Origin of the sequence: Cohnella cholangitidis (assembly GCF_014107495.1) — a bacterium.
Classification (GTDB): domain Bacteria; phylum Bacillota; class Bacilli; order Paenibacillales; family Paenibacillaceae; genus Cohnella; species Cohnella cholangitidis.
This window is the reverse complement of record NZ_CP041969.1, coordinates 5458292-5485229: the sequence shown is the minus strand read 5'-3', so window position 1 is coordinate 5485229 and position 26938 is coordinate 5458292. Positions and strand designations below refer to the sequence as shown.

Below are 26938 nucleotides of genomic sequence, written 5' to 3'. Positions count from 1 at the left end.
CGGAAGGCCGGAACAATCGCTCCTACCTTCCGCCCTCCTTCGTCTTATTTACTCGTCCAAGTATCTGCACGCCATTTCAGTTGTTCGTTGACTCGATCCAGATAAGCTTGCGTATTCGCTTTGCCCATCTGAGCTACATAATCAGACCATACTTCTTCGAATTTATCCGGTTTGCTCAAGATCGCCTTCGGCAAGAACTTGAAATCCAGATCCTTCATCTTCTGGTTGGCGACTTTCGCCGGGGAGCCTTCGATGAGGTCGATGTTCCAAGCTGGGTACGACACGCGGTTCTCCGGCGGAGCCGAGAAGAAGTCGGTCCACGTTTTGTAGCCGTAGGCAGTCATCAACTCTTTGTCGATGTCCTTCAAGTTCGCGAAGAATTCGTCCGGCTGGTTGTTCGGAGTGTCGGCATTGCCGTCCGGATAGTTACCTTCCAGCTTAGGCAGATAGCCCCAGAGCGAGTCCGCCTTGTACTGCTGCTTCCAAGTGACGTCTTCTTGTTGTTTGCGCATTTCCGGCGTCCGGTAATAGAGTCCGTTGTCGCCGACGAGATAATCTACGCCTTCTTCGCCCCAGTTGAGGCGCTTCGACCATTTCTCCGAGAGCATCGTGTCGATGAACTTGATGATTTTCACCGGATCCTCGGCATTGACCGTGATGCCGAATCCGTTGCCCAAGTTGATCGGCGGACGGTCAAGATAGTAGTCCCTCGTGTTCGTGTCGTAGACGAGTGGGAAACCAACGTAAGTACGATCGAACTTGCCCTGAGAGGTCAGTGAATTATGGGCTTCAATGAAGTTCCAGCGTTGGTCGAACATGCCGAGCACGCGGCCGCTGGACACTTTCGCCAGATACTGGTCAAAGTTTTGCGCGAACGCTTCTTTGTCCATCAAGCCTTTGGCATTGATTTCGTTCAGCTTTTGATAGTAAGGCTTCGCTATATCCGTAGCGGAATATAGCGTTGCGACGTTCGAATTCGGATCGACGAGGACGCCGCCGTCGTTCGGATGACCGGCCAAATGCTGCGGCGCGTTGCGCAGACTCCAGTCGCGCCAGTCGAAAGCGAGCGCTGTGAAACCGATTGTCGGTTGACCGTCGATCTCAGGGTACTTGGCCGCATAATCTTCGATCAGCTTAAAGTATTCGTCCAGCGTCTTGATTTTCGGAAAACCGTATTCTTTAAGAATTGCCTTCTGGATATAGAATCCCGGTCCCATGTAATCCGTCGGCTTGAAGTCGCCTTGATAGACCCCGTAGTTCGGCAGCCAGTAGATGTGACCGTCCGCCGGGTCTTTCAATTGCTCCCACACTTTTCCATAATGCTTTTTCAAGTTCGGCGCGTGCTGCTCGATCAGGTCTTCCAGCGGAATGACCGCTTTAGCCGCCGTCAGCTTCGTATTCGCCGTAATCATGTCCGGGTAATCGCCCCCGGCGATCATAACTCCGAGCTTCTGCTCTAGATCGCCGACCAGGTATTCTTCCTTCAGAGTCACGCCGAGTTGCTCCTTGATTTCCTGGTAGATCTTGTTGTTGTCCGTCGGGATCGGTCCCGTAGCAGCCGTAAACAAGGAAATGGTGAACGGCTCCACTTTCGTATCAGCCGAACTCGATTCAGACGAGCTGGATTCGTTCGTGGAAGCACTCGAGCTTTGTGATGACGATGAGCTGCCTTCATTGTTGTTCTTGGAACAACTGCCGCGACGACACTAAACGCCAGAATCAGCGTGAGCAACCCTAAGGCCGCTTTTCTAGTACGAACCCCCATGTTAAATCCTCCTTAGCGGATGTGACGCAAGACGGCGCGCATTCGTCTTGCTGTATCCATGGTAGCGCTTTCCTGTATGCGGTTACAATTCATGAAATAAAGGAATACCCCCCTTAAAAATCGGTTTCACCCTCCGGTTGCGTTCTTGCCGTTTCCCCCTTTCGATTCCCGGTATTCCGCTGGCTTCCTGCCCGTCCGCCGTTCGAAATGCTGCAGAAAATGATGGTAATGCGCATACCCGACCTGCTCGGCAATAGCGCCGGTCGGCTCGGTTGAGCCGCGAAGCTTCTCGCACGCGTCGGCGATCCGCAAATCGTGCATCCGTTCGAGCAAGCCGCAGCCGAATTTATCCTGATAGGCCTTCCCTAGATAAACGGGGTTCAAATAAAACCGCGCCGCCACGTCCCGAATCGAGAGCGGGTCGCGATATTCTCGCGGACGTACCGATCGACCTCTGTCATCGTGCTGCCGGGCCTGCGTTCGCGAATCGATTGCAAGGCATCGATCGCTTGCTCCGCATACGATAGAATGCGCTTCCGTACGGATACCGGTCCGGCATCCGCCCCGTATGCAACATGGTCCGGACGGGGATGCGGCAACAAAGCCGGATCGCCGCAGGATTCGCGAATCAGCTTGCCGCATTGGACGGTCAAGGAACCCGCGAACAGTTCGGCCCATTCTAACGAACGGCCCTGCAATTCCCGGAACAAGCTATCGATCACGTCCGCCGCCCGAACCCGATCCGCATCTTCGATCGCCTGCAGCACGTCCTTCATACGATGCGCGGCCAGAGCCGGCAGCGACTGCTCTTCACCGCCGTCGCTCGCCTTCAGTCGGAACTCGCGGCGGACATCCAGCCGCATGCGAATCTGATTCAGCACTTCCGCCGCCTCTTCTCCGATGACCGGCTTCAGCAAGTATTGATGAACGCCGAGTTGCATGGCGCGTTTGGCGAACGCAAATTCACCGTAGGCGCTGAGCACGACGAATTCGGCAGAAACTCCCCGCTCGCCGCGCAATTGCCCGATCAATTCCAAGCCGTCCATCTCCGGCATCCGGATATCCGTCACGATAACATCCGGCTTCAACTCGCGCGCCGCGGACAGAGCCTCGACGCCGTTCTCGCACACACCGCAGACGCGGAAGCCGAGATGCTCCCAATCAACGAACATTTGCAAACCTTCGATCGCCAACGGTTCGTCATCCACCAGCAGCACCGAGTACATTTCTTCTCCCCCCTTCATCCGCGGACAACGCAGGAATTCGAAAGCTGACTCGCGTACCCTCGTCCGGCCGGCTGTCGATGTAAAAATCTACGCGCTCCCCGTAATGGAGCCGTAGCCGCTTATAGACGTTGCGCATGCCCACGTTCTCGTCCGAATCGAGACTGCCGTTCATCATCCTTCGGATCTCGTTCAACCGGTCCTCGTCCATGCCTTTACCGTTATCTTCGACCTGCACATGCAAATAAGTGTCCGTACGCCGGGCTTCAATCCGAATCACGCGCTGCCCTTTAACCGCCTGCAGCCCATGCTTGCATGCATTCTCGACAAGCGGTTGGATGCACATTTTCGGCACTAGGCAACTAGCCGCTTCTTCTTCGATATGGAAGAGGTAGTCGAACCGGTCCGAGAACCGGAACTTTTCGATTTTCAAATACATTTCCGTAAAATGAAGCTCATCCTGCAACGTGACGGCGGCGTCGGTCCAACTGAGCATCCGGCGAAGCAATTGGGACAAGTTGCGGATAATGCCGGTCACTTCCGTATAGCCGTTCTTAGCGCTGACGACGAGCAGGGCGTTCAACGTGTTGAACAGGAAATGCGGGTTTACCTGGCTTTGCAGCAGCTTCATCTCGGCGCGGATCCGCTCCAACTCCATGTCCTTTTGCTGGATCTCGAGCTTGTAGACATCGTTGATGAGAGACTCGATCTGGGCGACCATCCGATTGTAGCTGCGGATCAGCCCGCCGATCTCGTCTTTGCCTTCTCGCAGTACGATCAAATCGAACTTCTCGTTTTTCGCTTTCTCCATATGGCGGGACAATCGGCGGATCCTATAATTGTACGAACGCAGCATAACGAAGATGAGCGACGTTGGCAGCAACGTGCTGATGGCGGCCAGCATCCAGATGAAGCGCTTGGAACCCTGGGCGGCCGTCTGCAAGCGGTCCTCTTCCGCTAGACCTACAAGCGTCCAACCACTGATATAAGAAGCCTTGCCTAAGGGGCTCTGGAACATCAATCCGTCGTCGTTGCCGCTGTCCGATGAATTGATCTGTTTCATGAATTGGGAGGAGGGAAACAGCAGCCTGCCTTCCGGATCCAGCAGCCTGAGAGTCATGTACGGCTTCTCCTGCTCCAGTATCCCATCGAAGCTGCTGAGCTTAAGATCGATGCGCAAATATTTCGAATATTGTCCGTACATCGGGTACTCGTTCAGTCTGCGCACAATGCTGAAATATACTTTGCTTGCTTGCGCGTTCAAAGGGTCAACGCTAGCGTACACCAGGACGTTGACAGCCGATGGCGAATTTGAGGCTGCCTCGTACCAGGACTACGCTTCTCAGCTTCGTCCAGCACGAAATAATTACCGCCGCTCACGATCGTCGGATTTTCCGTGAACACCGAAATATTCTCAACGTACGTGTAGGCGGACATGAACGGACTCATCTTGCCGGTCAGCACTTCCTTGAAGCTTTCATAGAAATCGACAATATCGGCGTATTCCTTGTCCAGCACTTCGTACAATGTACGGTCCGTCGCCACGGAATGGCTAAGCGTAACTCCGCCCTCGATCATGTCCATCGCCTTCTTGGCTGCCCGCTCGATCGTTAGCTGAAGGTTGTTCCGCTCCCGGGATTGAATGTTCTCCGACGTTTGTCGGAAAAAGAGAACGTTGATCGTTAGGATCGGTACTAGAACGCAAAGAAGGTAGATAAGCGTGAACTTCCATTTGAGCGGAATGTTGTTGACGAAGCTGAACCAGCCGATCGGCTTACGCATACATTCGCCTCCTTCGAATCAGCCGTTCTTGTATTGAGAAGGGGTCATGTCCATCCATTGCTTGAATTTCGCGGCGAATTGCTCGGGATCCGCGTATCCGACCGTCCGGGCTACGTCGGCGATTTTCAGATCCGTACGCCGCAGAAGCTTGCGGCCTGCCTCGACCCGCGTGCGGTGAACGTAGTCGAGGAAAGATAGACCCATCTGCTTCTTGAACAACTGACCTAGATAAGCAGGTTGAAAATGAAGCATCCTTGCGATGGTCCGCAACTGAAGCGGCTCGCGGTAACGCTCCCGGATAATCCGGGCCGTCTCCCATGCAGGGCCGGTCACGATCCGCTGTCGCGTCAATTGCTCCGCTGCCTTGCGGGCGAAAGACGCCAAGGCGTCGGGCCAGCGGGCTGCCCCGTTTGGCAGAATCGGAAGCGAGAGGTCATGTTCGCCTTCCGAAGCCGAATTCGTCATTTCTCCCTCCATCACTTTCCATATCAATTCCAATAACACGTTCGACAAGAAAGCCTTACCCGCTTCCCCATCCCCTTCGAACGAAAGCACCAGTTGCCGGCACAGCCGGCCGGCCGCTTCGTCGATCTCCGACCCGTCGCCCGCTTGGATCGCCAGTAACAGACGGTCTTCCGCTTCGAACAACGGATCATCGGCATCCGGGATCGTCCAAGCCGCTTCCAACGGCGAGGCCGTAGACGGCGAATCCGCGGCATCGTCTCCGTCCGGATGCGACCATCGGCTGTGCAGTTTCCCGAGTGAAGCGTGGATCTCCCCGACGTCGATCGGCTTCAACCAGTAATCAAGCACTCCGCACGATAGCGCCTTCTGGGCGAAGGCGAAATCGTCGTGCCCGCTCAGAATGACGAAACGGCACGGCGCGTTCAATACATTCGCGCAGTGCTCGATCAACTGCAGCCCGTCCAGGACCGGCATGCTGATGTCCGTTACGACTAGATCGGGATTCAGCTCTTTGATCCGGTCCAGCGCTTCTTCCCCATCGCACGCTTCGCCGCAGACGCGGAAGCCGTGATTTTCCCAATCGATCATGAACGCCAAGCCTTCCAGGACGAGCGGTTCGTCGTCTACAAGCAGAACGGTGAAGATCGGGATCCTCTCCCCTCCGAAAATAATCTTTATTATACCATGGTATATGAATGCGTTTTCATATGAAGAAATTCAAATTTTTATAATTTCAGATTAGAAATAAGCGCGAACGAAATCTATGTTCTGGGTGTCAACTCCTCCTCGCATACCGAAAATAATGGAAGTCGGCGTAACCGCCGGTTTCTTTCACGGCATAGTTATACAGTCCAAACCGGTAGCCCATGAAATGATGCAGCGTATACTTCATCTTCAGAGGCTGTCCGATCTCGCGCCATGTTTCGCCGTCAGCCGAATAGAAGAAGTAAGCGAAGTCCGCGCTGTCCTCGAAATGGCATTCGATTTTTATGTAAATCAGACTGTCCGCGTAAGGATGGCTTTCGACCGTGTCCTCGCCGCCATCGTCACCTTTGACGCTCATAATGACGCGGTATTCTCCATTCTCGTTAGCCAGGATGCCGACCGCACCGAAGTGGAAGGCCAGCGCGACCAAACCGGCTCGGTCTCCCGGCTTCATCCCCGCCGCATCGATCATCGTTGAAGCGTTGCATGTCGGACCCTCCGTCCGCTGCGTCAAGGTATTACGGGCAAATTCGACACTTCTGGCAAGATGCCCTGTCCGCAACCGCAGCCAGCCCGGCCGCTCTGTTACGGACCACAGCGAGTTATCAGGATTGTGATTCCATTGCCAATTCAGCGCCAGCTTGTCAAACGCGTAATCGAATTCGTCGCTGATCACGAGCGGCTTCGGGTTCGAGCCCGGCAGCGGCACTTCGAATGACGCGGGCACCTTTCCCTCCTCGCCGAAAACTGGCCAACCGTTCTCCCAAGAGACAGGTAGCACGCAAGGAATCCGGCCGACCGCATCGTGGTCCTGAAACAGCACGGCATACCAGTCTCCGGCGGGCGTGTCGACAATGCCGCCCTGCGCGATGCCGTTGTTGCGGTACCCCATGTCGTCGTCGAGCAGTATTCTGCGCTCGTAGGGGCCAAGCAGCTCGCGCGAACGATAGACCAGCTGCCTACGGCGGCGGTTCCCCGTGCTCGGCCATTCGATGTAAAACAGGTAATAATAGCCGTCCAACTTGTACGCATGGCAGCCCTCGCACCGGAGTCCGATCCCGTCTCGTTCCGTCTCGAACAGCAACTGATTGACGCCGCCGGGTTTATGGGCCGTCGCATCGGCCGTCAGCTCCGCAATTCGGATTTCGCCGTTGCCATAGATCACAAATACGCCGCTTTCGTCGAACAGCAGGGCCGGATCATGGTGAAGACCTGGAATGACGAAACGTTCCCATGGACCGTTCTCGATGTCCGCTGTCCTGTAAACGTAAAAGCGATTCATGTCGTTGCACGAGAAGCAAACGTAGAACATGCCTTCATGATGGCGAAGGCTTGCGGCCCATGAGCCCTGGCCATAGATACCTTTGCCGTCCAGCAAATTGTGGGCGTCGTTATCCTCAAGGGTCTCGAAAACATAATTCACGATCTCCCAGTGCATCAGGTTTTCCGATTTCATGATAGGGCAGCCGGGCATCGAATGCATGCTCGTGCTTACCATATAGTAGACGGTTCCTACCCGAATCACGCTTATATCCGGGACATCCGCCCAGATGACCGGATTCGTAATCGTTGTCTTGCTCATCCGTATCTCTCCTTAATGACTTCCATTCCCGAATAACAGACGGGTAAAATGATACGCGCCGTTGTACCACACGTTGAAATCATGAACACCGTCCTTGATCGAGACTTGGTAATACGCATCGAGATAATCCCCTGCAATGTCCGCGAGACCGTCAATCGATTGCGCGTAGCAATCGATCGATACATCATCCGCATCTCCGCATGTCATATACAGCAATTTAAGTCTGTTGCCGCTCAAAGCGATGTTAGAGCCCAGAAACTTACCGCCGCTTGAAGTTGGCGCGTTTGAGAATGCGCCTACGTAAGCGAACAGATCGGTCATCCCCCGAGCGTGGACAGTCGCGGTAAGCCCGTTGTTCCAACCGCTCTCCTTACCTGCAATCGCCGCGGAATCGCATCGATAACCGCCAAGGATCAGATTCAATGTCTGCATGCCGCCCATGGATAAACCCGCGATAGCCCTGTGCATACGGCTGTATTCAACTGCTTCCGGAGACACCTCTCGAATATTAGCATAGGACTTGAACGTAGATTCAATGAACGGGATAAGATCGTATCTCAGCTCATAATCAAAATAGTAAAACCCAAGCATGTTGGTCCCTTCGGAATTGAAAGCACAATCCGTCCAATCATATGAGCTTCTTCCATTCGGCATAACGACAATGATCGGATCGATATCGCCGCCCGCGATGAGATTGTCCAACATATTGCACAAGAGATAATTTCCGCCATCAATCCCGTTTCCGCGTAACCACTCGTATTGGTCCCCGCCTACTCCATGGAGCAAATAGAGCACATTGTACCGGGTATCCGCATCGAGTTCGTCGTAACAAGCAGGGAGATATACGCTGCAAGATTTCATGATCGCTTCTCCGTCAACCGTGGCTCTTCCCGCTTCCCCGGCATCGATTCGGCGATCCGTCACGAGCTGGCGCGACGAGTTAATATAGTTATTTACCGGATAAACTACCTCCTTAACCGTGCCTTGCTTGCCGCTAGCAGTCGCCCTCATATATGCGTCGGGAATTCCCGTACTATCCAAGTTCTTCATCGTTCTCCCTCGCCTCCTATGACTTGGTGGTTATATCAGTTTCATTCAGCTTTGCGATTCCCTTCGGCTACGGCTCTGATCTAGCTCGAATCTTCATTCCTATTTTCCTCGCTATGGTATATTAAAGACATGCTTACGGGGAGGGGTACGGATGGCCCATATTCACTATGTTGAATGCAATACCACGCACTCAAGCCATTTTGTAATCGATGTTCCCGTGGGCTTTCACTGGCTCTTAGTCATTACCAAGATTCCCGCCCAATTCTGGGTCAATGGCGATCTCAAGGAATACCCCGCTCACAGCGCTATTCTCTACCGCCCATCACAGAAAGTCTATTACCGAGCCTGCGCCGATTATTTCGCCAATGACTGGATTCGCTTCGAATCCAATGAACCTTATATAACGGAATCGCCGCTTCCGTTCGGCGTTCCTTTTTCCTTGAATGATCCGGACTACTGCCACAAGCTGTTTGAATTGTTAGTCATCGAACACAACTTTAATCGAGATTACAGAGAATCTTCCATCGACTGTTTGTTGAGGACGCTGTTCAACAAACTATTGGAATCCAACTTCCAAGATGACATTACGCCCCAATACTACAATCTTTTGAGACTTCGCACCGCCATTCAAAACAATCCGGGCGATTATTGGACGATTTCGAAAATGGCGGATTATCTCCGAATCAGTCCAGGCTATCTTCAGAACATTTACAAGAAAGCCTTCGGGATTTCCTGCATGGATGACGTCATCAACAGCCGAATTCGATTGGCCAAAGAATATTTGATTCATAGTACCCAAAGCATTGCTGAAATCGCTTCTCGATGCGGGTATAAGAACGTGGAGCACTTCTGCAGACAATTCAAACAGATGACAGGAAATCCGCCGAAAAAATTTCAAAAACATGCGAAAGGTTGATGCTCCGACACACTTCCGCCGCCGTATGACGGTTTCATCGATCGCTCCTCCTTTCCCCATCTATTTTTCCGGTTGCAGGAACAACCTTTTCTTTTTGAAGTATTGCTGCACAAGGAACTTCATGATCTCGCTCGGTTGTTCCCCGGAAGACTCAGCCCGATCTGCGAACAGCATCCCACCCGGTGCTTCGGGCGAATAGGGCTCCCATCGCGGCAGTTCCTCTCCCGTAGAATCTTGACCGTTCGGGTCTCCGGAACGGATGAAGTTCACCCAGTAATTGCACATTTGGCGGGCTAAATCATAATGCTTGCCTACAAACGGTCTCCAGCATTTAGCAAGCGTCTCGAAGAAAAACCAGAGATCCACCGAGTGGAAGGTGCCGGGGTTATCCCACCCTGGTATCTCCGCGTCGAAATTATAATAGTACAAAGGGGTATCGACCCCGGTATCTGCATTAGCCTTTGCGGCAATTCGAATCGCATATTCGATGCCGCTCACCGAAGCTTTCTTCTTGATCTCCTCGATGTTGACCGACCGAGCGTTGCAAAGCTCCAGAAACGCCTCGGCATCGTCTCCGAACATGTCCAAGGCCATCTTCTTGAAGTCGCCGAGTGTATCGACATTCGGAACGCTGAAAAATTCGGAGGACGTATGGCCGAACATAACCGGCACCATCCAGCGTTTGTTTTGAACGAACAATTCAAACGGGTTACCTAAGAGGAACGCCTGATCCGGGACGGTGCCCCAGAATCCTTGGTACTCCACCGCCTTGTCGCGGAGATAGACCGCATCCAGTTGCCGGGCTTCCGCAAGCGAGGATACGCCGAGATACTCAAAAAACTTCACGCCGTCCTGTTCGGCTTCCGCCAAATGACTCCGATGTCCGGGCAAGAGGGTTCCCGGGTATAGTTTCGTAAAGATCCCGCTTTGGATAATCGCCCTCTGAAATAGCCCTTCGTTCTGAGGCGAAGCGAGCTGGCTCATGACGCTTCCGCCGCCGGCGGACTGACCGCCGATGGTGATGTTGTCCGGGTCGCCGCCGAAAGCCGCGATATTGCGCTTGACCCATCTTGTGGCCGCCTGTTGGTCAAGGTTCCCGAAGTTGGCGGGCGCTTCCGGCGATTCCGCCGAGATTTCGGGATGGGCTAAGAATCCGAAGACATTCAGACGGTAGTTGATCGTGACGACCACGATGCCTCGTTTGGCGATGCGTTCGCCATCGAACTCCATTTCGGCCGGATGGCCAACCTGCAGTCCCCCACCAAAATACCATACATATACCGGCAATTTTTCATCGGTTCGATTAGCCGGCGTCCACACGTTCAGGTAGAGGCAGTCCTCGTCCATCGCAATGTCTGGTTCCACGGCCCATTCCCGGGTATAAATGTTGTTATCGTCGATCTCTTGTCTCACCTGCATCGAGATTGGCGCGAATTCGTGGGCTTGGAGCACGCCCTCCCAGTCTTTCGCGGGCTGCGGCGCGCGCCAGCGGTTATCGCCTACGGGCGGAGCTGCGAACGGTATTCCCTTAAAACTCGTAATCCGAGGGTCAGCTGCCGGCAGTCCCTTAACCAGACCGTTTTCAACTTTTACGACTCTAAGCATGTTTAACGTCTCCCTTCGTAAGTCCAATCGCAGCTCATTAAAGTTGCCTGAAGCCGGCAATAGGCATGGTTTATTTGAAAACCAAAAGCAAAACCCCGAGAAAATCGGGGCTCGTCTCTTGAGATGCCAAGCCGGGATCGACCAGCCCCATCGGATTTGAAAGAAAATAAGATATTGCGAAAGCGTTTCCATTTTTTCTTTTTACATTCATTGGATTCAACACACAAAAATTTTAAATTAATGACCCGATTAAAACAATGATCTATACTAATGCATTATTGATATATACTAAGATTTAGTTCTCGCACAAAATATCGGTCGGCTTATCGATATCGCTACAGCCGTGATTAGAAAAAATGAAGCCCTCCATTGGGAGAGCCCACTGCCGTGCAGCCTCTTTATTTTATGTTATCGATAAGGATCGATCGTCTGAATCGTGCCGTCCTCGTTGTAGTGCAGCTCCGCAAATTTCACGCAACGCTTGTGGTTCACCCCGTCCGACAGGGAGCAGTCGTGGTAAAACAGATACCATTTCTCCCCGAACTGAACGATCGAATGATGAGTTGTCCAACCGATGACGGGAGTAAGGATTGTCCCTTTGAACGTATACGGGCCGAGCGGATTCTCACTGACCGCGTAAACGAGCTTGTGGGTGGTGCCCGTCGAGTAGGATAAGTAGTATAAGCCGTTATATTTGTGCACCCAGGGTCCCTCGAAGAAACGCCGTTCCTCGTCGCCAGCTTGAATCAGATTGCCGTCTTCGTCCATGATCGAAATCTCCTGCGGACTGCCCTGGAAGCTCAACATATCGTCGCTTAGCAGCGCCGCACGCGGACCGAGCGCTGGCTCGTTCGCCGCCGGCCCCGTCGCATCCGCCTTGAACTCGCCGGTCTGCCATTTCTCGAGCTGACCGCCCCATAGCCCGCCGAAATAAATGTAGGACTTTCCGTCGTCGACGAGCACGGCCGGGTCGATGCTGAAACTGCCCTCGATATACCGCCTTTGCGGAGTAAAAGGGCCCTTCGGCGATTTCGACGTTGCAACGCCGATTCGGAAGTTTCCGTCGTGGTCGCGTGCCGGAAAAAACAGGTAATAGGTATCGTTCTTGTAAGCCGCATCCGGCGCCCAAAGCTGTTTGGAGGCCCATGGGATATCCCTCAGATGGAGGACCTCACCGTGATCGACGACGGGGGAGTCGAAGCCATCCATCGAAAGAACATGATAATCCTCCATCGCATATTGGTCGCCATTGTCGTTGCTCGGTCCGTCGTGATCGAGGTCGTGCGACGGATAGATGTAAATTTTCCCTTCGAACACATGGGCCGATGGGTCCGCCGTATAAATATGTGTCACCAGAGGTTGATTCTGCTTAGGCGCATTTTTCATAACTTATCTCCTTCTTTATTTCAAATGGTAAGATAATAAAAATTCGCTAACTACCACTTTCCCCGAGCAAACGCATGCCTGCTTCCAGCGTACGAACGATGCGATCCGCATCGTACACGCAGCCCTTCCAGGTGCCGCCGCTTGCTGCCTGCAATGCGGCCCACAGGCGGGTGTCATCCGGCAGATCCGGATCTTCTGTCAAGCCCGGGTGCGGCGGTCTCGCAGCAAGGATATCCGCTCCGGCGGTCGGCAATTCCGGCCGTTCACCGCATCCGACCATATTGATGCTGCCATCGAGTCCGCGCGTGTCGATCCGGATGTCTACCCAATCACCGTCGCGAAGCCTGCCGACGGGACCGCCTGAGAGTGCTTCGGGGCCGATATGACCGATGCATGCCCCGGTCGACACGCCAGAGAAGCGGGCGTCGGTCAACAGCGACACCTGCTTACCGAACGATAGATGCTTCAGCGCCGACGTCAACTGGTACGTCTCCTCCATGCCGGTCCCGGATGGTCCGCGGCCGATCAGGGCCAGAATGTCGCCGGCAGCGATGCCGCCAGTCTTGATCGCACGGATCGCCTCGCGCTCAGTCGTGAACACCTTCACCCGGCCAACGTGCCGGAATACACCGTTCTCATCCAGCACCGTAGGATCGATCGCGGTCGATTTAATTACGGAGCCTTCCGGCGCGAGATTGCCTACCGGGAACGTGACTGTCGGCGTCAATCCCGCCGCGCTCGCCGCTGGCGGGCTGTAGATGACCGTATCCGGATCGATGCCCTCCCGTTCGGCGAGATATGCGCGCATCCGCCTTCTTCTCTCGGAGCCTTGCCACCAGTCCAGCACCTCGCCAAGCGTAAGGCCGGACGCGGTGAGCGCCTTCTCCTCAAGCACGCCCAGCTCTCGGAGATGCAGCATCACTTCCGGCACCCCACCGGCGAGGAATACGCGGACGGTGGTATGAGGAAGCGGCCCGTTAGGCAGTACGCTGACAAGCCGCGGAACGGCGCGGTTCACGGCCGCCCACTCCCCGGCGTCCGGCACGGCGAGCCCCGCCGCGTGCGCAATCGCCGGAATGTGCAGGAGGAGATTCGTCGAGCCGCCGAAGGCCGCGTGGACGGCCATAGCGTTGCGGATGGACGCGTCGGTGAGCAGGTCACCCATTGTCAAGCCCGATGCCGCGAGCGCCATCGCCGCGCGTGCGGATTGGCGGGCCATGGCCTTCCAAACCGGCTGGCCCGAGGGGGCGAGGGCAGCGTGCGGCACCGTCAGGCCCATCGCCTCGGCGACGACCTGGGAGGTTCCCGCGGTGCCGAGGAACTGGCACTCCGCCCCCGGGCGTCGCGCAGGCGCGGCAACCAAGATCGGCCGCCTCCTCGAGCGTCAGCTCGCCGTTCGCGTAACGCGCGCCGATCGTCTGGATTTTGCCGGCGTCCTCGCCCCGCGTCGGCGGCAGCGTGACGCCGCCAGGCACAATGACGCCAGGCAGCTTCTTCATGCCTGCCAGCGCTATCAGCATGGCGGGAAGACCCTTGTCGCACGTTGCGACGCCGACGACCGCCGAGCGCGTCGGCAGCGAGCGGATCAACCGCCGCATGACCATTGCCGCATCGTTGCGGTAGGGCAGCGAATCATACATGCCCGTCGTGCCCTGCGAACGACCGTCGCACGGATCGCTAACATAGCCGGCGAACGGAATCCCGCCGGCAGCGGAGATTTCATCGGCCGCCGCCTTCATCAGCATGCCGATTTCCCAATGGCCGGTATGGTAACCCAGCGCCGCGGGCGTACCGTCCTCGTTGCGGATGCCGCCCAGCGTGCCCAGGAGGAGCACTTCCCGGCCCTTCAGCCGCTCCGGCCGCCAACCCATCCCGACATTCTGGCTCCAGCCGAACAGGTCGCCGCTCGGCGCGTTCAACAACTGCTCCGACGTTAGCGGCAGGGAGCCTGACGGTCCGGGCGCATGCGTCTCCACTTCGAAATAATCCTCCTCGTCCGGGCCCATGACCGCCTTTAAACGTTCATTCATGCCGAGTCCCCCTTCCAGCCGGTTATGGCTTGACGAACACCGTTTTCACCGACGTATAGAACTCGATCGCCGCCTGGCCCTGCTCCCGCGAATGGGAGCTGGAAGCTTTCATGCCGCCGAAAGGAGCCTGCAACTCCACGCCCGCCGTCTCGGCGTTTACGCGGACCAGACCGGCCTCCATCTCCTGAATGAACGCCAGCGCGCTGCCGATGTCTCGCGTGTACAGCGACGCGCTCAGTCCATATTCCGTATCGTTCGCGATCGCAATCGCCTCCTCCAGGTCAGCGGCTTCGATAAGCGCCAGTACGGGACCGAAAATCTCTTCCCTTGCAATCGTCATGGAAGGTTTGACCCGGTCGAACACGGCCGGCGTGACGTAGAAGCCTTCACCGAGAGTCGGTTCTTCGGGCAGTTGCCCGCCTAACAGCAGGTCGGCTCCTTCCTCGATGCCCGTTCGGATATACCGGAGGACCGTCTCGTATTGCTTCTCGCTCGCGCAAGGGCCGAGCCATGTCTCCTGCTCCAGCCCGTCACCGACACGAAGCATCTTGACTTTCTCGACCAGCTTCTGCTTGAAAGCTTCATAAACGTCCCTCACCACGATTACTCGGCTTGTCGCCGTACATTTCTGGCCGGTCGAGCGAAGCCCGCCGCTGATCGTCGCGTCGACCGCGAGGTCGAGGTCGGCGTCAGCTGCGATAATGATCGGATTCTTGCCGCCCATCTCCAGCTGGTACTTCGCTCCCCGTGCCAGCGCGATCTGGCCGACCCGCTTCCCGACGGCGCCTGAGCCCGTAAATGTGACGCCATGAATGCCCGAGTGTTCGGCAATGCCCTGTCCGATCAACGCGCCTTCGCCGATAACCATATTGACCACGCCTGCCGGGAAGCCGGCCTCATGGAAGCATGCCGTCACCAGCGCAGAAGTGACGGCAGTCTCTGCTGCCGGCTTCCAGACGACGGTGTTGCCGTAGATAAGAGCCGGCGCCATCTTCCAGACGGGAATCGCTACCGGGAAATTCCACGGCGAAATCACGCCCACGACGCCGATCGGCGTGCGGGTCGTGAACATCAGCGCCTCCGCGTCCGTCGCTGGAATGACGTCGCCGATCGGGCGCATGCCTTCTCCGGCGTAATAACGCAGGATTGCCGCACCGCGGGCCGTCTCGCCCTTCGCTTCGCCGAATGTCTTGCCCATCTCGCGGGTCATCGCCCGCCCGATCGCGTCCATCCGACTCTCCAGCAGATCCGCCACCTTGAAAAGCAGCGCTCCACGCTGAGCGCCGGTTAGCTTGCGCCACGCCTTGCGGGCCTCTTCGGCTGCTTTTACGGCTTCGTTCAGATCGCCTAGATCGGAATCGGGAACCTGCCCGACAATCTCGCTCCTGCGCGCCGGGTTAAGACTCGGCATCCGTTTGCCGGACGCCGGCGCTTTCCAAGAGCCGTCGATATAGTTATCTATCGTTACAGCAGCCTGCTGAATCTGGTTATCCGTGATTGCCATTTCTTCGATTCCTCCTTATGCGTGAGTGCCGGCCGCTTCCAACTCGTGGGTAAAGACGGCCGTGTTCGCCAGCGTGCCGATCCCTTCGATTTCAATCTCAATCCGGTCGCCGGACGCCAGCGTGAATTGATCCGGCGGCACGAGGCAGGTGCCGGTCAGCAGTACCGTACCATCGAACAGCTCGTTGTCCCGTTTCAGGAAGGAGACCAGTTCTTCCAGCTTACGCTTCAATTGTCCGGTATTGGCGGTCTCGTCGACCACCTTTACCCCGTCCCGGTAAATGCGGCATGTGATCGCCAGCGCGTACGGATCCGCCATGGTCTCCGCCAGCCGGACGAACGGGCCGATCGCGCAAGACCGCTTCCAGACTTTCGCCTGTGGCAGATAGAGCGGATTCTCCCCCTCAATGTCGCGGCAGCTCATGTCGTTGCCGGCGGTGTAACCGATAATCGCGCCTTCGCTGTCCAGCACCAGTCCGAGCTCCGCCTCCGGCACCTGCCACGACGAGTCGCTACGCAAGCAAACCTGCTCGCCGGGTCCTACCGTACGGGCCGCGGTCGACTTCATGAACAGCTCCGGGCGCTCGGCGTCGTAGACTTTATCGTAGTACGTTTCAGCGTCCGAGCGCCCCGCCGTCGCTTCGTTGTTACGCGCTTCGCGACTGCTCTGATACGTGACACCGGCCGCCCAAACCTCCGGCGCATCAAGAGGCGTCGCGAGATCCAGCGACTCCGCGGATACGACCCGAAGCGGTTCCAGGCCGTTAATCCGAGAACGGACATATTCGTCTGTCGAGACGTTCGCAGCCCTGGCCTCCCGGACAAGCTTCATCAGATCCGGCGAATCAAGCCGATAGACCTTTCCGTCGTCAGCCAGAGCTCCCAGACACTTTTGTGAGTTGTCCCAGTACCGAAAAATACGCATTTAAGATCTCCTCCAATAGTTTGTTTCGCAACCTCTCCGATTGAGCGAAATTCGCCATGCGAACCCAGTCGCAGTACCGGTGGAATACGTTTTTCCCTGCTGGGCAATCTTCGGAAAGCGCTTTCCATCCAGTTCGCATTCAATTCCAATATGCTGCCTTGATAATTCCGTCCAGCATAACGTAATCATTCAAATAGTATGTTTATCATCTTGCTTATTTTCCTCCCTGTCATGATTGTTCAGGAGTTAAACATAGGCATCATAAACCCGGTTTCTTGCCGCCCGTTCCTCCGGATTGAGTTTTTGCGCGTCTGCAATCTCATAGCCGCCAAAGGTATCATACAGCCTGGACGATGGATCAACTTCGACGAAGGTGCACCAGGGCAGCCAGTGGTAGTGGCTTTCCAACGTTTGGCTGGTAAAGTTGCCGCTTTCGTGTCCCAGACCCGGCATGAGATATCCGACGCTGCCGTCCACATCGCTGGACTGCCTGGTATTCTTGTGGATGAACTCCGCAAAGTCGAGATAATGTTCATCGCCTGTAATCACATATAGCCTGTAGTACGTATACGCACATGCGGCCATGTACACATCGGCGCCCCCGCCGATCGTAATGATGCTCTGTCCACTAATGGAATACTTATTGAACGGATGCTTCGGCATGGGAGAACGTACAGGGAATTTCCACGCATAGGTCCAGGTTTCAGTATAGTCTGCGGCCCCGACCGCGCCCTCCAGCCATTTGTCTTCACCGGTCAGGTCATAAAGGGCGAGGAATCCGAACAAAGCGTATATGCCGGCCTCTTTATCCATGATATCCGTGTTATCGCACGTTCCGCCACGGTATTCCATGTCCCGGTAGGCATTGTCAAAAGACCACTCGCCGGACTTTGTGGCAGCGGTTCTATATCTTTCGTCGCCCGTAACCAGGTAGAACTGCACCAGGAAGCGGATCACGCTTGGCGTGTTGGCCTTCGAGTCCATACGGATGGAACTGTCTGTATTATAAGCGCGGTAAAAGCTGCCGTCTTCATTCTGGATATTCACCAGCCAATCGGCGGTCTTTCTGCAAAATTCCAGCCAGCTCGGTCTCTCTTCGCCCCTTTTGCGCTGATAGAGATAAGCATCCAATATCGCCTCGATCCCGTCCGCAAGCATCCTGATATAATGCGGGTACGGTTCAAAAGCCTTGATTCCGGGGTGGTAGCACATCTGAGGCAAGCCGGAATCAGTCATCGCTGTCCTCACCCAGAAGTCAATCACATTTACCCCTTTTCCATAGGCATCGGGATCGTTCTCTTTGTCGCCATAACGCAGCAACTGATAGCCTATGCCCGGCTGCTGTCCCACGAAACCGAACTGGAAGGACACGGTTGATATATCCATATCGGGCAGTTGGCAGGCAAAGGGCAGACCATATGAATCGCCGTATTGACGCGTATAAGTATTAAGAATCTTCATGCAGTTGTGGAAATACCGCTCATTGTCTACATCAAACAGCTTGTCACGCATCCGGTTGTAGGTTGTCCGCCAAATGTCTTTCATCATGGGCTGGAAGCCGCTGTAATGCCCAAAATGAAGCGCCACAGCGTAGTTTTGCTCAAAGCCGGTTTCCAAAGGGTGATTGACGCGGCGGAAAGTTTTGGAGTTCCCCTTGTAGTCAAGACCCTGGAACCGATTTTTGCCGGGCATCTGTCCATCGCATCCCGGATATACATAATCGATGGACAGTCCGTCGATATTCGCCTCGAAATCCTTGCGTACCGCAAATCCGTAATATAAATAATTTAAAGTCCTGCTTTCCGGCTTACTCATGCCAATGGCCCCGACCGTAAATTCGGGGTCGACACTGTTTTCGGACAGCACAATATCGGTGGATCTCATGGTCACGTCCGATGCCCAGCGCGAGAAAGCCGCCATCTCTCCGGACGCCATATTTTGCACGGCAAAAAGAGGCAAGGCACAGCGGGTTTCCATCTGCCAGAAATATTCGTTATTCAGGTCCTTGCCAAAGAAATGTTCCGGAGCAAATTCGTTCTGTTTATACCAGACGCCTGGCATGAAATAGTTATAGTCATGTGCATCGTCAGACTCCGTCATGATCAAAGAATATTTGGTGGAAAAACCAAGATCATCTCCTGCCTTAAGCACTTTTACTTGGCGGCTTACCTTGAAACCTGCACTGGTCGTTTCATACAAGTCTGTGAATAAAAATTCAGAGCCGGATGGCACGATCAGAATGCCGGTTGCTGTGATTTTGTCACCGGATTCGATCATTTCAGTATAAACGGCGTCATAAAATTCACTAAGAGCAGAGGAAGTCTTTACCGTAGCAAAGAGGGGACGTTCGTTGTAATAGAGCAATTTATCGTTCTTATGAACCTCAAGACCGCCATCCTTAAATAAGATGGCATAATCGCCATACGTTATTTTCACGGAGATCACCACTCTCTCTCTTCATGGAAAAACATCACGGTTCCACGCCTCTTGCCGCTTCCCGGTACTCCTGCGGCGTAACACCTGTCATTTTTTTGAAAAATCGCGTAAACGAATGTGCCGCTTCATAGCCGACGCGAGATCCGACTTCATGGATCTTCCACTCGTCTTTAGTCAGCAGCTCCTTCGCTTTCTTAGTCCTTGCCTGATCGATATATTCGGACAAATTCTGTCCCTTCTCCTGCTTGAACAGACGGGATAAATAAGAAGGGTTAAAATGCGAATGTCTGGCCAGCCGGACAAGAGATAGATCCTCGTTCAGATGCTGTTCGATGTAGGAGCAAATACCTTCCATCGCGCCTGCGGCTCTGCTGCTCTCCCCTTGACGTCTGAGCGCAAACAGCTTATCCGCCGTCCGGGTCAAATACTCGAACGCTTCGTGCCAATTGGCATGCGTGTCCAGCGGCAGCAAAGCGGCCGCCTTAAGTTGGTTGTCGCTCGGCCTCTGGTTGATATAGGATAGAATCACGAGCACAACGGAATAATACAGCTCCATCACGTGCGTCGCATTAACCATTCGTCCTCCGTTTATTGGCTCGGATATTTCCTTCAGGGTCTGCATAAACGCATCCCTTCGCCCGCCTTCCAGATGACCGGAGAGAAGGTCGATTTTATCGGTCCGCACCCGCTCCCGGATCGGTTCGGCCGAATCGTCCTGCCCGACGTCTACCGTCATCACCATGCTTGCCCCGTCGCCTACACGGATATGCTGCTGCTGGCGCAATCGATCGTAAGCCCAAGGGAGCATTTCCCAAGACAGCGGGGTGTTGCCGACCATGAACGAGGCATCGATAGCCAGCGATTGCGAGCATGCCGCCTGGATCAGCTCCAGTGTCCCCTCCAAAAAACGGACGATATCGGCGTATGCCGCGTCCGATCCTTCTTGCCTTTCTGCATTCGGTTGGATCAACCACAGCAGGTCGCCAAATCGGTCAATAATGCCGACACAACGGGTCATATCGCGAAGAAAGGAGTCGCCGATAAGCATAACGGCCATTGCCGCTTCCTGCCGGTCTGCATAAGACGGGTTCTCCTCCGCTCGGATCATGCTCCCGAATACGAGAAGAACGGGGACTGACGGATCGAGCGGAATATTCAGCTTGGGAAAGTCCTCTGAACGCACCAGCGAATCGAATGTTCCGGAGCCGGCGAGCAAATGACGGAAATATTCGCCATGCGCGAGCGTTTCCAGCGTATTGCGCTGCTCCCTGGCTTGCGCCAGGAGACGGTCGGTTCGGAGCCCCTCATCCAACTCGTAAATCGTGTCCCGCACCACGGCGATCACTTTGTCGTAGCCTTCGGTCTTCAGGAGATAGCGGACGCCCCAAGTTTGAATAGCCTGATAGACGGCATCGAAATCGTTATAACCCGTAAGAAAAATCATACGGCATCGCGGCCAGTTCTTGCGGATAATCTCCATCAATTCCATTCCGCCGATGCCAGGCATGCGGACGTCCGACAGAACGAGGTCGATTCGTGTACTGTTCAGCCAATCCAGTGCTTCTCCACCCGAGTAAGCCTTGTATATATCCAACCCGGGAATGTCCAGTTTAGCCAGAATTTCAGCCATCCCGTCGGTAATGATGGCCTCGTCGTCAACGATCAGCATTCTGTACAATTGCATTTGCCTCCCTCAGCGGTAGTCGGATCGTCACCTTGAGACCGCCCAGTTCCCCACGCATGACCTGCAACCCGCTGCCTTCGCCGTACGTAATTACGATGCGGCGGTGAATATTGACGATGCCCGTCGTTTCCGACTTCTCGTTCTCATGGGCGATGGATTTAGATATCCGCCTCAGCTCCTCGTCGGCTAACCGATCGCCATTATCCTCAATGACAATGCAGGCCCACTCCTTCGAGCGCTCGAAGCGTATTTCGATGATACCGTCCCGGGTCATTTTCTCCAGGCTATGCTCGAATGCATTCTCAATGATTGGCTGCACGATCAGGCGGGGCACCATGACCCGTTCTAACTCTGCCGGCATTTCATCGAATCGGACCCTGATTCTTCTGGAGAAACGAAGTTCCTGGATCTCGGTATACATTCTAGCGTGATGGACTTCCTGTTTGAGCGTGACTTCGTCCGACGCATTACGGGTTACGAATTGAAAATACTCGCCGAGTTGGGTCGTGAATTGCTCGATTCGGTCCGTGTCTCCGATCTTAGCCATCGTATTGAGAATAAAGAAGCTGTTATACAGAAAGTGTGGATTGATTTGGGACTGAAGCTGCTTCAATTCCGCGCGCTGCGCCATGATTTTCTGCTTATACGCCTGATCGATCAGCGTGCGCAGATTGACGACCATTTGATTAAAACGAGTATAAATATAGCCGAATTCGTCGTTTGCTTCGTGGTCGATAGCTTGCTGGAGATCTCCGCTTTCCAGACGGCGGAACCCCTTGACCAGCTTAAGTAACGGCTTGTGAATGAACTTATACATTGATAGGGCATATACGGCGATAATAACGAAGGCTCCAGCCGCGAAAAGCCACGCCCATGTATAAAATTTGTCCAGCGGTTTGCGTACGATTCGCTCCGGAATAAAACGGTAAATCGACATATCCAACCTGTCGGAATAAGCATGGGAAACGAAAAACCGTTCTTCCCCGAGCGTAATCGTTGCGGAACCGTCGTCTGCGATCCCGGAGAGCAGTTGCTGCGTTTCGCTGTCCAGCGCGCTGACGGAGCCGCTTCCCAGCACAAAGCCCGGCTGACCCGAGATCAGAATCGTACTGCTGCCTGGATACGTATTGAACTGCTGCAGCGCCTGCCTTAGCTTCCGGCTGTCCAGCTCGATTTCGACGGTAAACAGCGGTTCTCTCCCCTTCATGCCGCTCGGCTTAGCGGCATGAAGGAAAAGATTCCCTTTCCATTGAATTAGCCCCGATCCCTGTCCCCCGGACTCGGCGCGAATCGCCCGATTCCGGTCACCTTCGTATTTTCCCGCTCCGTTCAGCGAGGAGAGCGTTTTGGCGATAGACCGGATATGCACGCTCACGTTATGAATGTTATCGCTGCTGTTCTGCAGGGAATATATCCGATTCAGTACCGAAGTGATCTTCTCCATCCGCTCAATGTCCCCCATGGTTTCCCAAGTGAAGGCGAGCCTATTCATGTCGGTGTCCTCCAGCATCCCGAATTGAAGCAGCTTCATCCGTTCGATCTCGTTCTCCAGGTCGCTGAGATAGAAGGAGATTTGGGAAACGGCCGTCTTCGAAATATCATCGCTAGCAGTACGAATACTCCATTGATAGATATAGACGCCGAGCAGGATGATCGGCAGCATGATCAGCAGAAAGGTCATCACCAATCGAGTAAAAATCGTGTTGCGCAAAGAAAATTCGGGTCGCTTGAACATCGCAGTCTCCCCCCGATCTTTTCCTTAAGTATAGTTCAAGTGGTGCGCCGCCGTTTCATCTCATTTTGGCTATCCCTTCACGCTGCCGAGCACAATGCCCTTGACGAAATACTTCTGCAGGAACGGATAGGCCGCCATGATAGGCAAAGCGCCGAGGAAAATCTGCGACGCTCTTAGCGTCCTGTCCGAAATCATCGCCATATTCAGAATATCTTCACGTGACATCGCCGAGAAGTTCTGCTGAACCACGATGGTTTGAATGTAGCTTTGCAGCGGATAATGAGCCGGGTTTCCCATCAAGAGCAGGCCGTCGAACCAACTGTTCCAGTGCTCCACCATCGAGAACAGAGCCAACGTCGCAATTGCGGGCTTGGAGATCGGCACATAAATCCGCCAGAGCGTCGTCCACTGGCTCGCGCCGTCGATCACGGCCGACTCCTCGAGTTCTTTGGGAACTTCGCGGAAAAAGTTCAGCAGCAGCACGATGCTGAATACCGGAACCGAGTTGGGAAGAACGAGCGCCCAGATGGAATCGAGGAGCCCAAGCTCTTTAATCGTGACGTACCACGGAATCAGCCCGCCGTTGAACAGCATCGTCATGAAGAAAATCCACGCATAGACGAGACGAAATCGGAAGTTCTTCGACTCTTTGGACAACGGATAAGCGACCATGATCGTCAGCAGCAAGTTGAGCGGTGTTCCGATCGCGATTCGTTCCAAGGAGACGAGCATCGAGCGCCAGAAGCCTTCCCTACCGCCGGTGAACTCATAGGACGCGAGCGTGAAATCGACCGGCCACAGCTTCACGTAGCCAGCTGCGGCAGCGGTGCTGGAACTGAACGATACCGCGATAATATGGATGAGCGGAAGCACGCACAGCAGTGCAACCAGAATCAGGAACGTCGTATTGACGGCCGCAAACCAGTCGAACCGCTTGCCGGCTTTCATAGTTTGAGATATCGTGGGGGATGCAGGCTTTAACGTTTGGCCGGACATTCAAGGTTCCTCCTAGAAGATTCTGTATTTTGCGAACCGGTACGCGAAGTAGTACGAACCCGCGATCAGCACGAACGATACGATCGATTTGAAGAAGCCGACCGCCGTTGCTACACCGAATTGAGCATCCAGCAATCCGATCCGGTATACGAAGGTGTCGAGAATATCGCCGCTCTCGTATACTTGCGGGCTATACAGGTTAAATACCTGATCGAAGCCGGCATTCAGAAGCTGACCCAGACTCAGCACCGCCAGCAGAACGATGACCATTTGCATGCCGGGCAGCGTAATATGCCACACTTTCTTCCACCGGTTCGCGCCGTCGATCGTTGCCGCTTCATACAGACCCGGATCAATCCCCGTTATTGCTGCTAGATAGACAATGGTTCCATAGCCGAAACTCTTCCAAATGTCCGATACGATCAAAGTGGCCGGGAACCACTTGTTGTCTCCCAGGAAAAAAATCGGTTCCATTCCGAAAGACTTCAGCAAGCTATTGACAATTCCGCCGGATGGAGACAGCAGGTCGATCAGGATTCCACCCAAGACGACCCATGATAAGAAAAAGGGAAGGTAAATCGTCGTCTGGACGGAGCGCTTGATCGCTTCGTTCTTCAACTCATTCAGCAAGATCGCGAATACGATCGGCACGAGAAGCCCGAGCACGAGCTTGAAGCTTGAGATGTATAAGGTATTCCAGAGTACCTGCATAAAGCTGGGGAGCTCCATGACATAATTGAAATTGTCCCAGCCAACCCATTTCTGGTCGCCGAACAGTCCTCTGGCAGGTATGAATCGTTGAAAAGCGATCGTGATGCCGGCCATTGGAATATAGGAGAAGATTCCGACAAGCAGCAATCCCGGTATGATCATCAAGTGCAGGGGAAGTTCCCTCCACGCTTTTCTGTTCCGCATGTATATCCCCTCCGTCTCAAGTGCAAAGAAGCAAGGAGGCAGGAGCCATAGGCGCCTGCCCCTGCTTAACCATTACTTCGTCGTTGCGTACCATTCGTTGACTTCTTGAGTAATCTGTTCGCCGCCCAGCTTCTTCCAGTCCTCGACGAATTTATCGAAAGCATCGATCGACTGGCCGAGAATGATCTTGACGAACGTCTCGTCCTGCAGCTTCTCTAGGGTGGATTTCCGCTCGACCATGGTCGGTGTAGGTGCACCCACGAACTTGTCAATCAGGAATTGATTGTTCTTGTCGTACTGGTCAGTAATTCCCATGGAGCCTTCCGGACCATAAATGCGCTCCCAGCCCCATACCGCGAATCCATCTTTCGAGCCGGAATTATACAAGTCAATCTTCTCCTGGATCGTCTTGGCTTCGCCCTTCAGCACCGACATGTCACCCGCTTGGCGTGCCGCGTCGATCTCGCGATACGCCGTAACGTTTTTCTTCGGCGGCGCGGCTGTACCGGTGACAACTGCCACACGCTTTCCGCTTCTTTCGGAGCGTAATACGTGTCAAATTCGGCCGATTCGCCCCAGTTCTTCTCGAGGTGCATATTGAACAGCTTGATGACCGCTTCCGGATGCTCCGCGCCCTTCCGGACGGCGAAGAATTTCGTCGTGCTGAACTTCTGAGGCACTTTCGGCAGGTCGCTGTTCTCCGATACGATCGGGAAAGCACGCCATTGCGCATTCGGGTCGTTGTTCTTGTTAAGCTGCAGTGGCCAGATGGAATTCCATTGTTCGCCGTACTCCATGCCTATTTTGCCCGCCGTAATGTCTTCCGCCACTTTGCCGCCGTCCTTGATGCCGAATTCCTTGTCGAGTTGACCGCTCTTCATCATATTCTGGAGCTCCTGAAGAGCCTTCTTCACTTCAGGCTGGATGCTGCCGTAAACAAGATTTCCTTCCGCATCCTCTACCCAGATGTTCGGGAACGCCTTGAAGCCGGCCATGAAACCTTCAAGACCCATTCCCCCGCCCCAGATGTCCTTCGTCATGCCGAGGCCGTACGTATCCTTCTTATTGTTACCGTCTGGATCGTTCTCTGCAAACGCTTTCGAAATCGCGAGCACATCTGCCATTGTCTTCGGCGGCTGAAGGCTGAGCTTCTCCAGCCAATCGGTACGAATCCAGATAAACATGGATCGCTCAATCGACGGTTCGACTTGCGGAATCGCCATCAACCTACCGTCGAGCGTCGCTGCATCGAACGGGCCGCTGCCTTCCTGTGACAAGATATCCTTAGTCAGTGGAGACGCATATTTCTCGTACAGTTCCGTCATATCCTCGATCTGATCGGATTCCGCCAATTGCTTTAACTGAATCGGGCTAACCGGAAGGAAATCCGGCAGTTCTCCGGAAGCCAGCGTTACGTTCAACTTCTGCAGGTATTGGTCCGAATCGGGGTTGCCCTTAACGACCCAGTCGTACTTTATCTTAATACCGAGCTGATCCTCGTACAGCCGCGACCATCTATTGTCTTCCAGTGTTTCGCCTTGGAGTACGCCAAGTACGTTATTCTCGACGACATCGCTCAAATTCCGGACGGTCGTTACTTCAATCGGGGGATCGTACTTGCCCGTCGGATCCGCCGTCGTGTCATTTCCCGCGGCTTCATCGCTTCCTTTGTTCGTTGCGGCTGAGCTTTGATTCGCCGGCGCATTATCCTTATTGTCTCCGTTATTGCCGCTGCATGCAGAGAGTACCATGATTGCCGCCAAGAGCATTGTTACGGTCTTGGCATACTTTTTTTCTCCTTTTCTTCCTCTCATAGCCGTTCCCCCATCTTATGTTTTCGAGACAATGCCGCATGCGATGTCTACGCTTTCATTATAATAAGCCCGTTCTGGCTGTAACAATGTGCAAGTTTTTACTTCGTTACCCGGGCTTTACTATATGTAAGCGCTTTATGCATTCCAGCGGGAACGGCTCTTCCCAGGCATATTAGCCCCGACGGATCATTCCAACACGACCGAAGTCAGATTTGCGCCTCCCTCGCCAACATACGTAAAATACAAAGCTTGGATGCCGTCCGGGATGTCTAGATCGACGGAATATTCCTTCCATACATTCGTACAGTCGACCGGTATCCTTCCGAGAACGGGGCCGTTCCATGAGGTTTTGGCCTCGATTTGTCCATCTCCCTCATCATTTTCCTCCGGAGCATAATTCGGATGAAAGTTCATCCGATCG

Annotated in this window: 19 protein-coding genes and 2 pseudogenes; 1 reads left to right on the top strand and 20 read right to left on the bottom strand. The window is 54.4% G+C overall.

Annotated features, from left to right (window positions below; translation table 11 throughout):
• Positions 1-44: 44 nt before the first annotated feature.
• The 8 genes from FPL14_RS25110 to FPL14_RS25075 form a co-directional block, all read right to left on the bottom strand.
• Positions 45-1589 carry an ABC transporter substrate-binding protein gene (locus FPL14_RS25110; RefSeq protein ID WP_324617843.1) on the bottom strand — a complete coding sequence of 515 codons (1545 nt, stop codon included), beginning with the start codon at positions 1587-1589 and terminating at the stop codon, positions 45-47.
• 302 nt (positions 1590-1891) lie between these two features.
• On the bottom strand, positions 1892-2149 hold the full coding sequence (locus FPL14_RS25105) for a helix-turn-helix domain-containing protein (protein ID WP_182300293.1): 258 nt from the start codon (positions 2147-2149) through the stop codon (positions 1892-1894).
• On the bottom strand, positions 2146-2991 hold the full coding sequence (locus FPL14_RS25100; RefSeq protein WP_182300292.1) for a response regulator: 846 nt from the start codon (positions 2989-2991) through the stop codon (positions 2146-2148). Before FPL14_RS25100 ends, FPL14_RS25105 begins: the two co-directional genes overlap by 4 nt.
• Positions 2966-4273, bottom strand: coding sequence for a sensor histidine kinase (locus FPL14_RS25095; RefSeq protein ID WP_182300291.1), 1308 nt, complete (start codon positions 4271-4273; stop codon positions 2966-2968). Before FPL14_RS25095 ends, FPL14_RS25100 begins: the two co-directional genes overlap by 26 nt.
• Complete coding sequence (locus FPL14_RS25090; protein WP_182300290.1) at positions 4249-4770, bottom strand: hypothetical protein; 522 nt, start codon at positions 4768-4770, stop codon at positions 4249-4251. The genes FPL14_RS25095 and FPL14_RS25090 overlap by 25 nt, the downstream gene beginning before the upstream one ends.
• Before the next feature lie 18 nt (positions 4771-4788).
• Positions 4789-5868: a response regulator transcription factor gene (locus tag FPL14_RS25085; RefSeq protein WP_267875445.1), complete on the bottom strand. Its 1080-nt coding sequence runs from the start codon at positions 5866-5868 to the stop codon at positions 4789-4791.
• A 142-nt stretch (positions 5869-6010) separates the two neighbouring features.
• Positions 6011-7522, bottom strand: a complete 1512-nt coding sequence (locus FPL14_RS25080; RefSeq protein WP_182300288.1) for a glycoside hydrolase family 43 protein — start codon at positions 7520-7522, stop codon at positions 6011-6013.
• A 12-nt stretch (positions 7523-7534) separates the two neighbouring features.
• Positions 7535-8572 carry an alpha/beta hydrolase gene (locus FPL14_RS25075; protein ID WP_182300287.1) on the bottom strand — a complete coding sequence of 346 codons (1038 nt, stop codon included), beginning with the start codon at positions 8570-8572 and terminating at the stop codon, positions 7535-7537.
• Between the two features lie 151 nt (positions 8573-8723).
• Here FPL14_RS25075 and FPL14_RS25070 point away from each other — a divergent pair, with 151 nt between their 5' ends.
• The gene (locus tag FPL14_RS25070) at positions 8724-9488 is read left to right on the top strand and encodes a helix-turn-helix transcriptional regulator (protein ID WP_182300286.1); all 765 of its coding nucleotides are present in this window, start codon (positions 8724-8726) and stop codon (positions 9486-9488) included.
• A gap of 60 nt (positions 9489-9548) precedes the next feature.
• Here the strand turns inward: FPL14_RS25070 and FPL14_RS25065 are convergent, their stop codons facing one another.
• The 12 genes and pseudogenes from FPL14_RS25065 to FPL14_RS25010 all read right to left on the bottom strand — a co-directional run bounded on the left by FPL14_RS25065 (position 9549) and on the right by FPL14_RS25010 (position 26931).
• A complete protein-coding gene (locus tag FPL14_RS25065) occupies positions 9549-11093 on the bottom strand; it encodes a carboxylesterase/lipase family protein (protein ID WP_182300285.1) in 1545 nt (514 codons plus the stop codon).
• A 408-nt stretch (positions 11094-11501) separates the two neighbouring features.
• Entirely contained in the window at positions 11502-12479 is a 978-nt protein-coding gene (locus FPL14_RS25060) for a glycoside hydrolase family 43 protein (protein WP_182300284.1), read from the bottom strand.
• Positions 12480-12525: 46 nt separating this feature from the next.
• Positions 12526-14485: pseudogene (locus tag FPL14_RS25055) on the bottom strand (YjhG/YagF family D-xylonate dehydratase).
• 46 nt (positions 14486-14531) lie between these two features.
• Positions 14532-16013 carry an alpha-ketoglutaric semialdehyde dehydrogenase GucD gene (gene gucD / locus FPL14_RS25050; protein WP_182300283.1) on the bottom strand — a complete coding sequence of 494 codons (1482 nt, stop codon included), beginning with the start codon at positions 16011-16013 and terminating at the stop codon, positions 14532-14534.
• Between the two features lie 15 nt (positions 16014-16028).
• Positions 16029-16937 carry a fumarylacetoacetate hydrolase family protein gene (locus tag FPL14_RS25045; protein ID WP_182300282.1) on the bottom strand — a complete coding sequence of 303 codons (909 nt, stop codon included), beginning with the start codon at positions 16935-16937 and terminating at the stop codon, positions 16029-16031.
• A 246-nt stretch (positions 16938-17183) separates the two neighbouring features.
• Entirely contained in the window at positions 17184-19382 is a 2199-nt protein-coding gene (locus FPL14_RS25040; protein WP_229263664.1) for a glycoside hydrolase family protein, read from the bottom strand.
• A gap of 25 nt (positions 19383-19407) precedes the next feature.
• The gene (locus FPL14_RS25035; RefSeq protein ID WP_229264016.1) at positions 19408-21042 is read right to left on the bottom strand and encodes a response regulator transcription factor; all 1635 of its coding nucleotides are present in this window, start codon (positions 21040-21042) and stop codon (positions 19408-19410) included.
• A complete protein-coding gene (locus FPL14_RS25030) occupies positions 21029-22792 on the bottom strand; it encodes a sensor histidine kinase (RefSeq protein ID WP_182300280.1) in 1764 nt (587 codons plus the stop codon). The genes FPL14_RS25035 and FPL14_RS25030 overlap by 14 nt, the downstream gene beginning before the upstream one ends.
• A 69-nt stretch (positions 22793-22861) precedes the next feature.
• The gene (locus tag FPL14_RS25025) at positions 22862-23740 is read right to left on the bottom strand and encodes a carbohydrate ABC transporter permease (RefSeq protein WP_182304155.1); all 879 of its coding nucleotides are present in this window, start codon (positions 23738-23740) and stop codon (positions 22862-22864) included.
• Between the two features lie 60 nt (positions 23741-23800).
• Entirely contained in the window at positions 23801-24703 is a 903-nt protein-coding gene (locus FPL14_RS25020; RefSeq protein WP_182300279.1) for an ABC transporter permease, read from the bottom strand.
• Positions 24704-24775: 72 nt separating this feature from the next.
• A pseudogene (locus FPL14_RS25015) lies at positions 24776-26472 on the bottom strand (extracellular solute-binding protein).
• A 231-nt stretch (positions 26473-26703) separates the two neighbouring features.
• Complete coding sequence (locus FPL14_RS25010) at positions 26704-26931, bottom strand: carbohydrate-binding protein (protein WP_220471185.1); 228 nt, start codon at positions 26929-26931, stop codon at positions 26704-26706.
• Positions 26932-26938: the final 7 nt, after the last annotated feature.

What these genes read in the sequence shown, in the direction of transcription:
- FPL14_RS25075 (WP_182300287.1), bottom strand. Translation starts at nt 8,572, where the DNA reads ATGAAGAACTTGGATAGTACGGGAATTCCCGACGCATATATGAGGGCG.
- FPL14_RS25070 (WP_182300286.1), top strand. Translation starts at nt 8,724, where the DNA reads ATGGCCCATATTCACTATGTTGAATGCAATACCACGCACTCAAGCCAT.
- FPL14_RS25060 (WP_182300284.1), bottom strand. Translation starts at nt 12,479, where the DNA reads ATGAAAAATGCGCCTAAGCAGAATCAACCTCTGGTGACACATATTTAT.
- FPL14_RS25020 (WP_182300279.1), bottom strand. Translation starts at nt 24,703, where the DNA reads ATGCGGAACAGAAAAGCGTGGAGGGAACTTCCCCTGCACTTGATGATC.
- FPL14_RS25025 (WP_182304155.1), bottom strand. Translation starts at nt 23,740, where the DNA reads ATGAAAGCCGGCAAGCGGTTCGACTGGTTTGCGGCCGTCAATACGACG.
- FPL14_RS25080 (WP_182300288.1), bottom strand. Translation starts at nt 7,522, where the DNA reads ATGAGCAAGACAACGATTACGAATCCGGTCATCTGGGCGGATGTCCCG.
- FPL14_RS25090 (WP_182300290.1), bottom strand. Translation starts at nt 4,770, where the DNA reads ATGCGTAAGCCGATCGGCTGGTTCAGCTTCGTCAACAACATTCCGCTC.
- FPL14_RS25100 (WP_182300292.1), bottom strand. Translation starts at nt 2,991, where the DNA reads ATGTACTCGGTGCTGCTGGTGGATGACGAACCGTTGGCGATCGAAGGT.
- gucD (WP_182300283.1), bottom strand. Translation starts at nt 16,013, where the DNA reads ATGGCAATCACGGATAACCAGATTCAGCAGGCTGCTGTAACGATAGAT.
- FPL14_RS25035 (WP_229264016.1), bottom strand. Translation starts at nt 21,042, where the DNA reads ATGCTGATCGTTGACGACGAGGCCATCATTACCGACGGGATGGCTGAA.
- FPL14_RS25065 (WP_182300285.1), bottom strand. Translation starts at nt 11,093, where the DNA reads ATGCTTAGAGTCGTAAAAGTTGAAAACGGTCTGGTTAAGGGACTGCCG.
- FPL14_RS25045 (WP_182300282.1), bottom strand. Translation starts at nt 16,937, where the DNA reads ATGCGTATTTTTCGGTACTGGGACAACTCACAAAAGTGTCTGGGAGCT.
- FPL14_RS25030 (WP_182300280.1), bottom strand. Translation starts at nt 22,792, where the DNA reads ATGTTCAAGCGACCCGAATTTTCTTTGCGCAACACGATTTTTACTCGA.
- FPL14_RS25010 (WP_220471185.1), bottom strand. Translation starts at nt 26,931, where the DNA reads ATGAACTTTCATCCGAATTATGCTCCGGAGGAAAATGATGAGGGAGAT.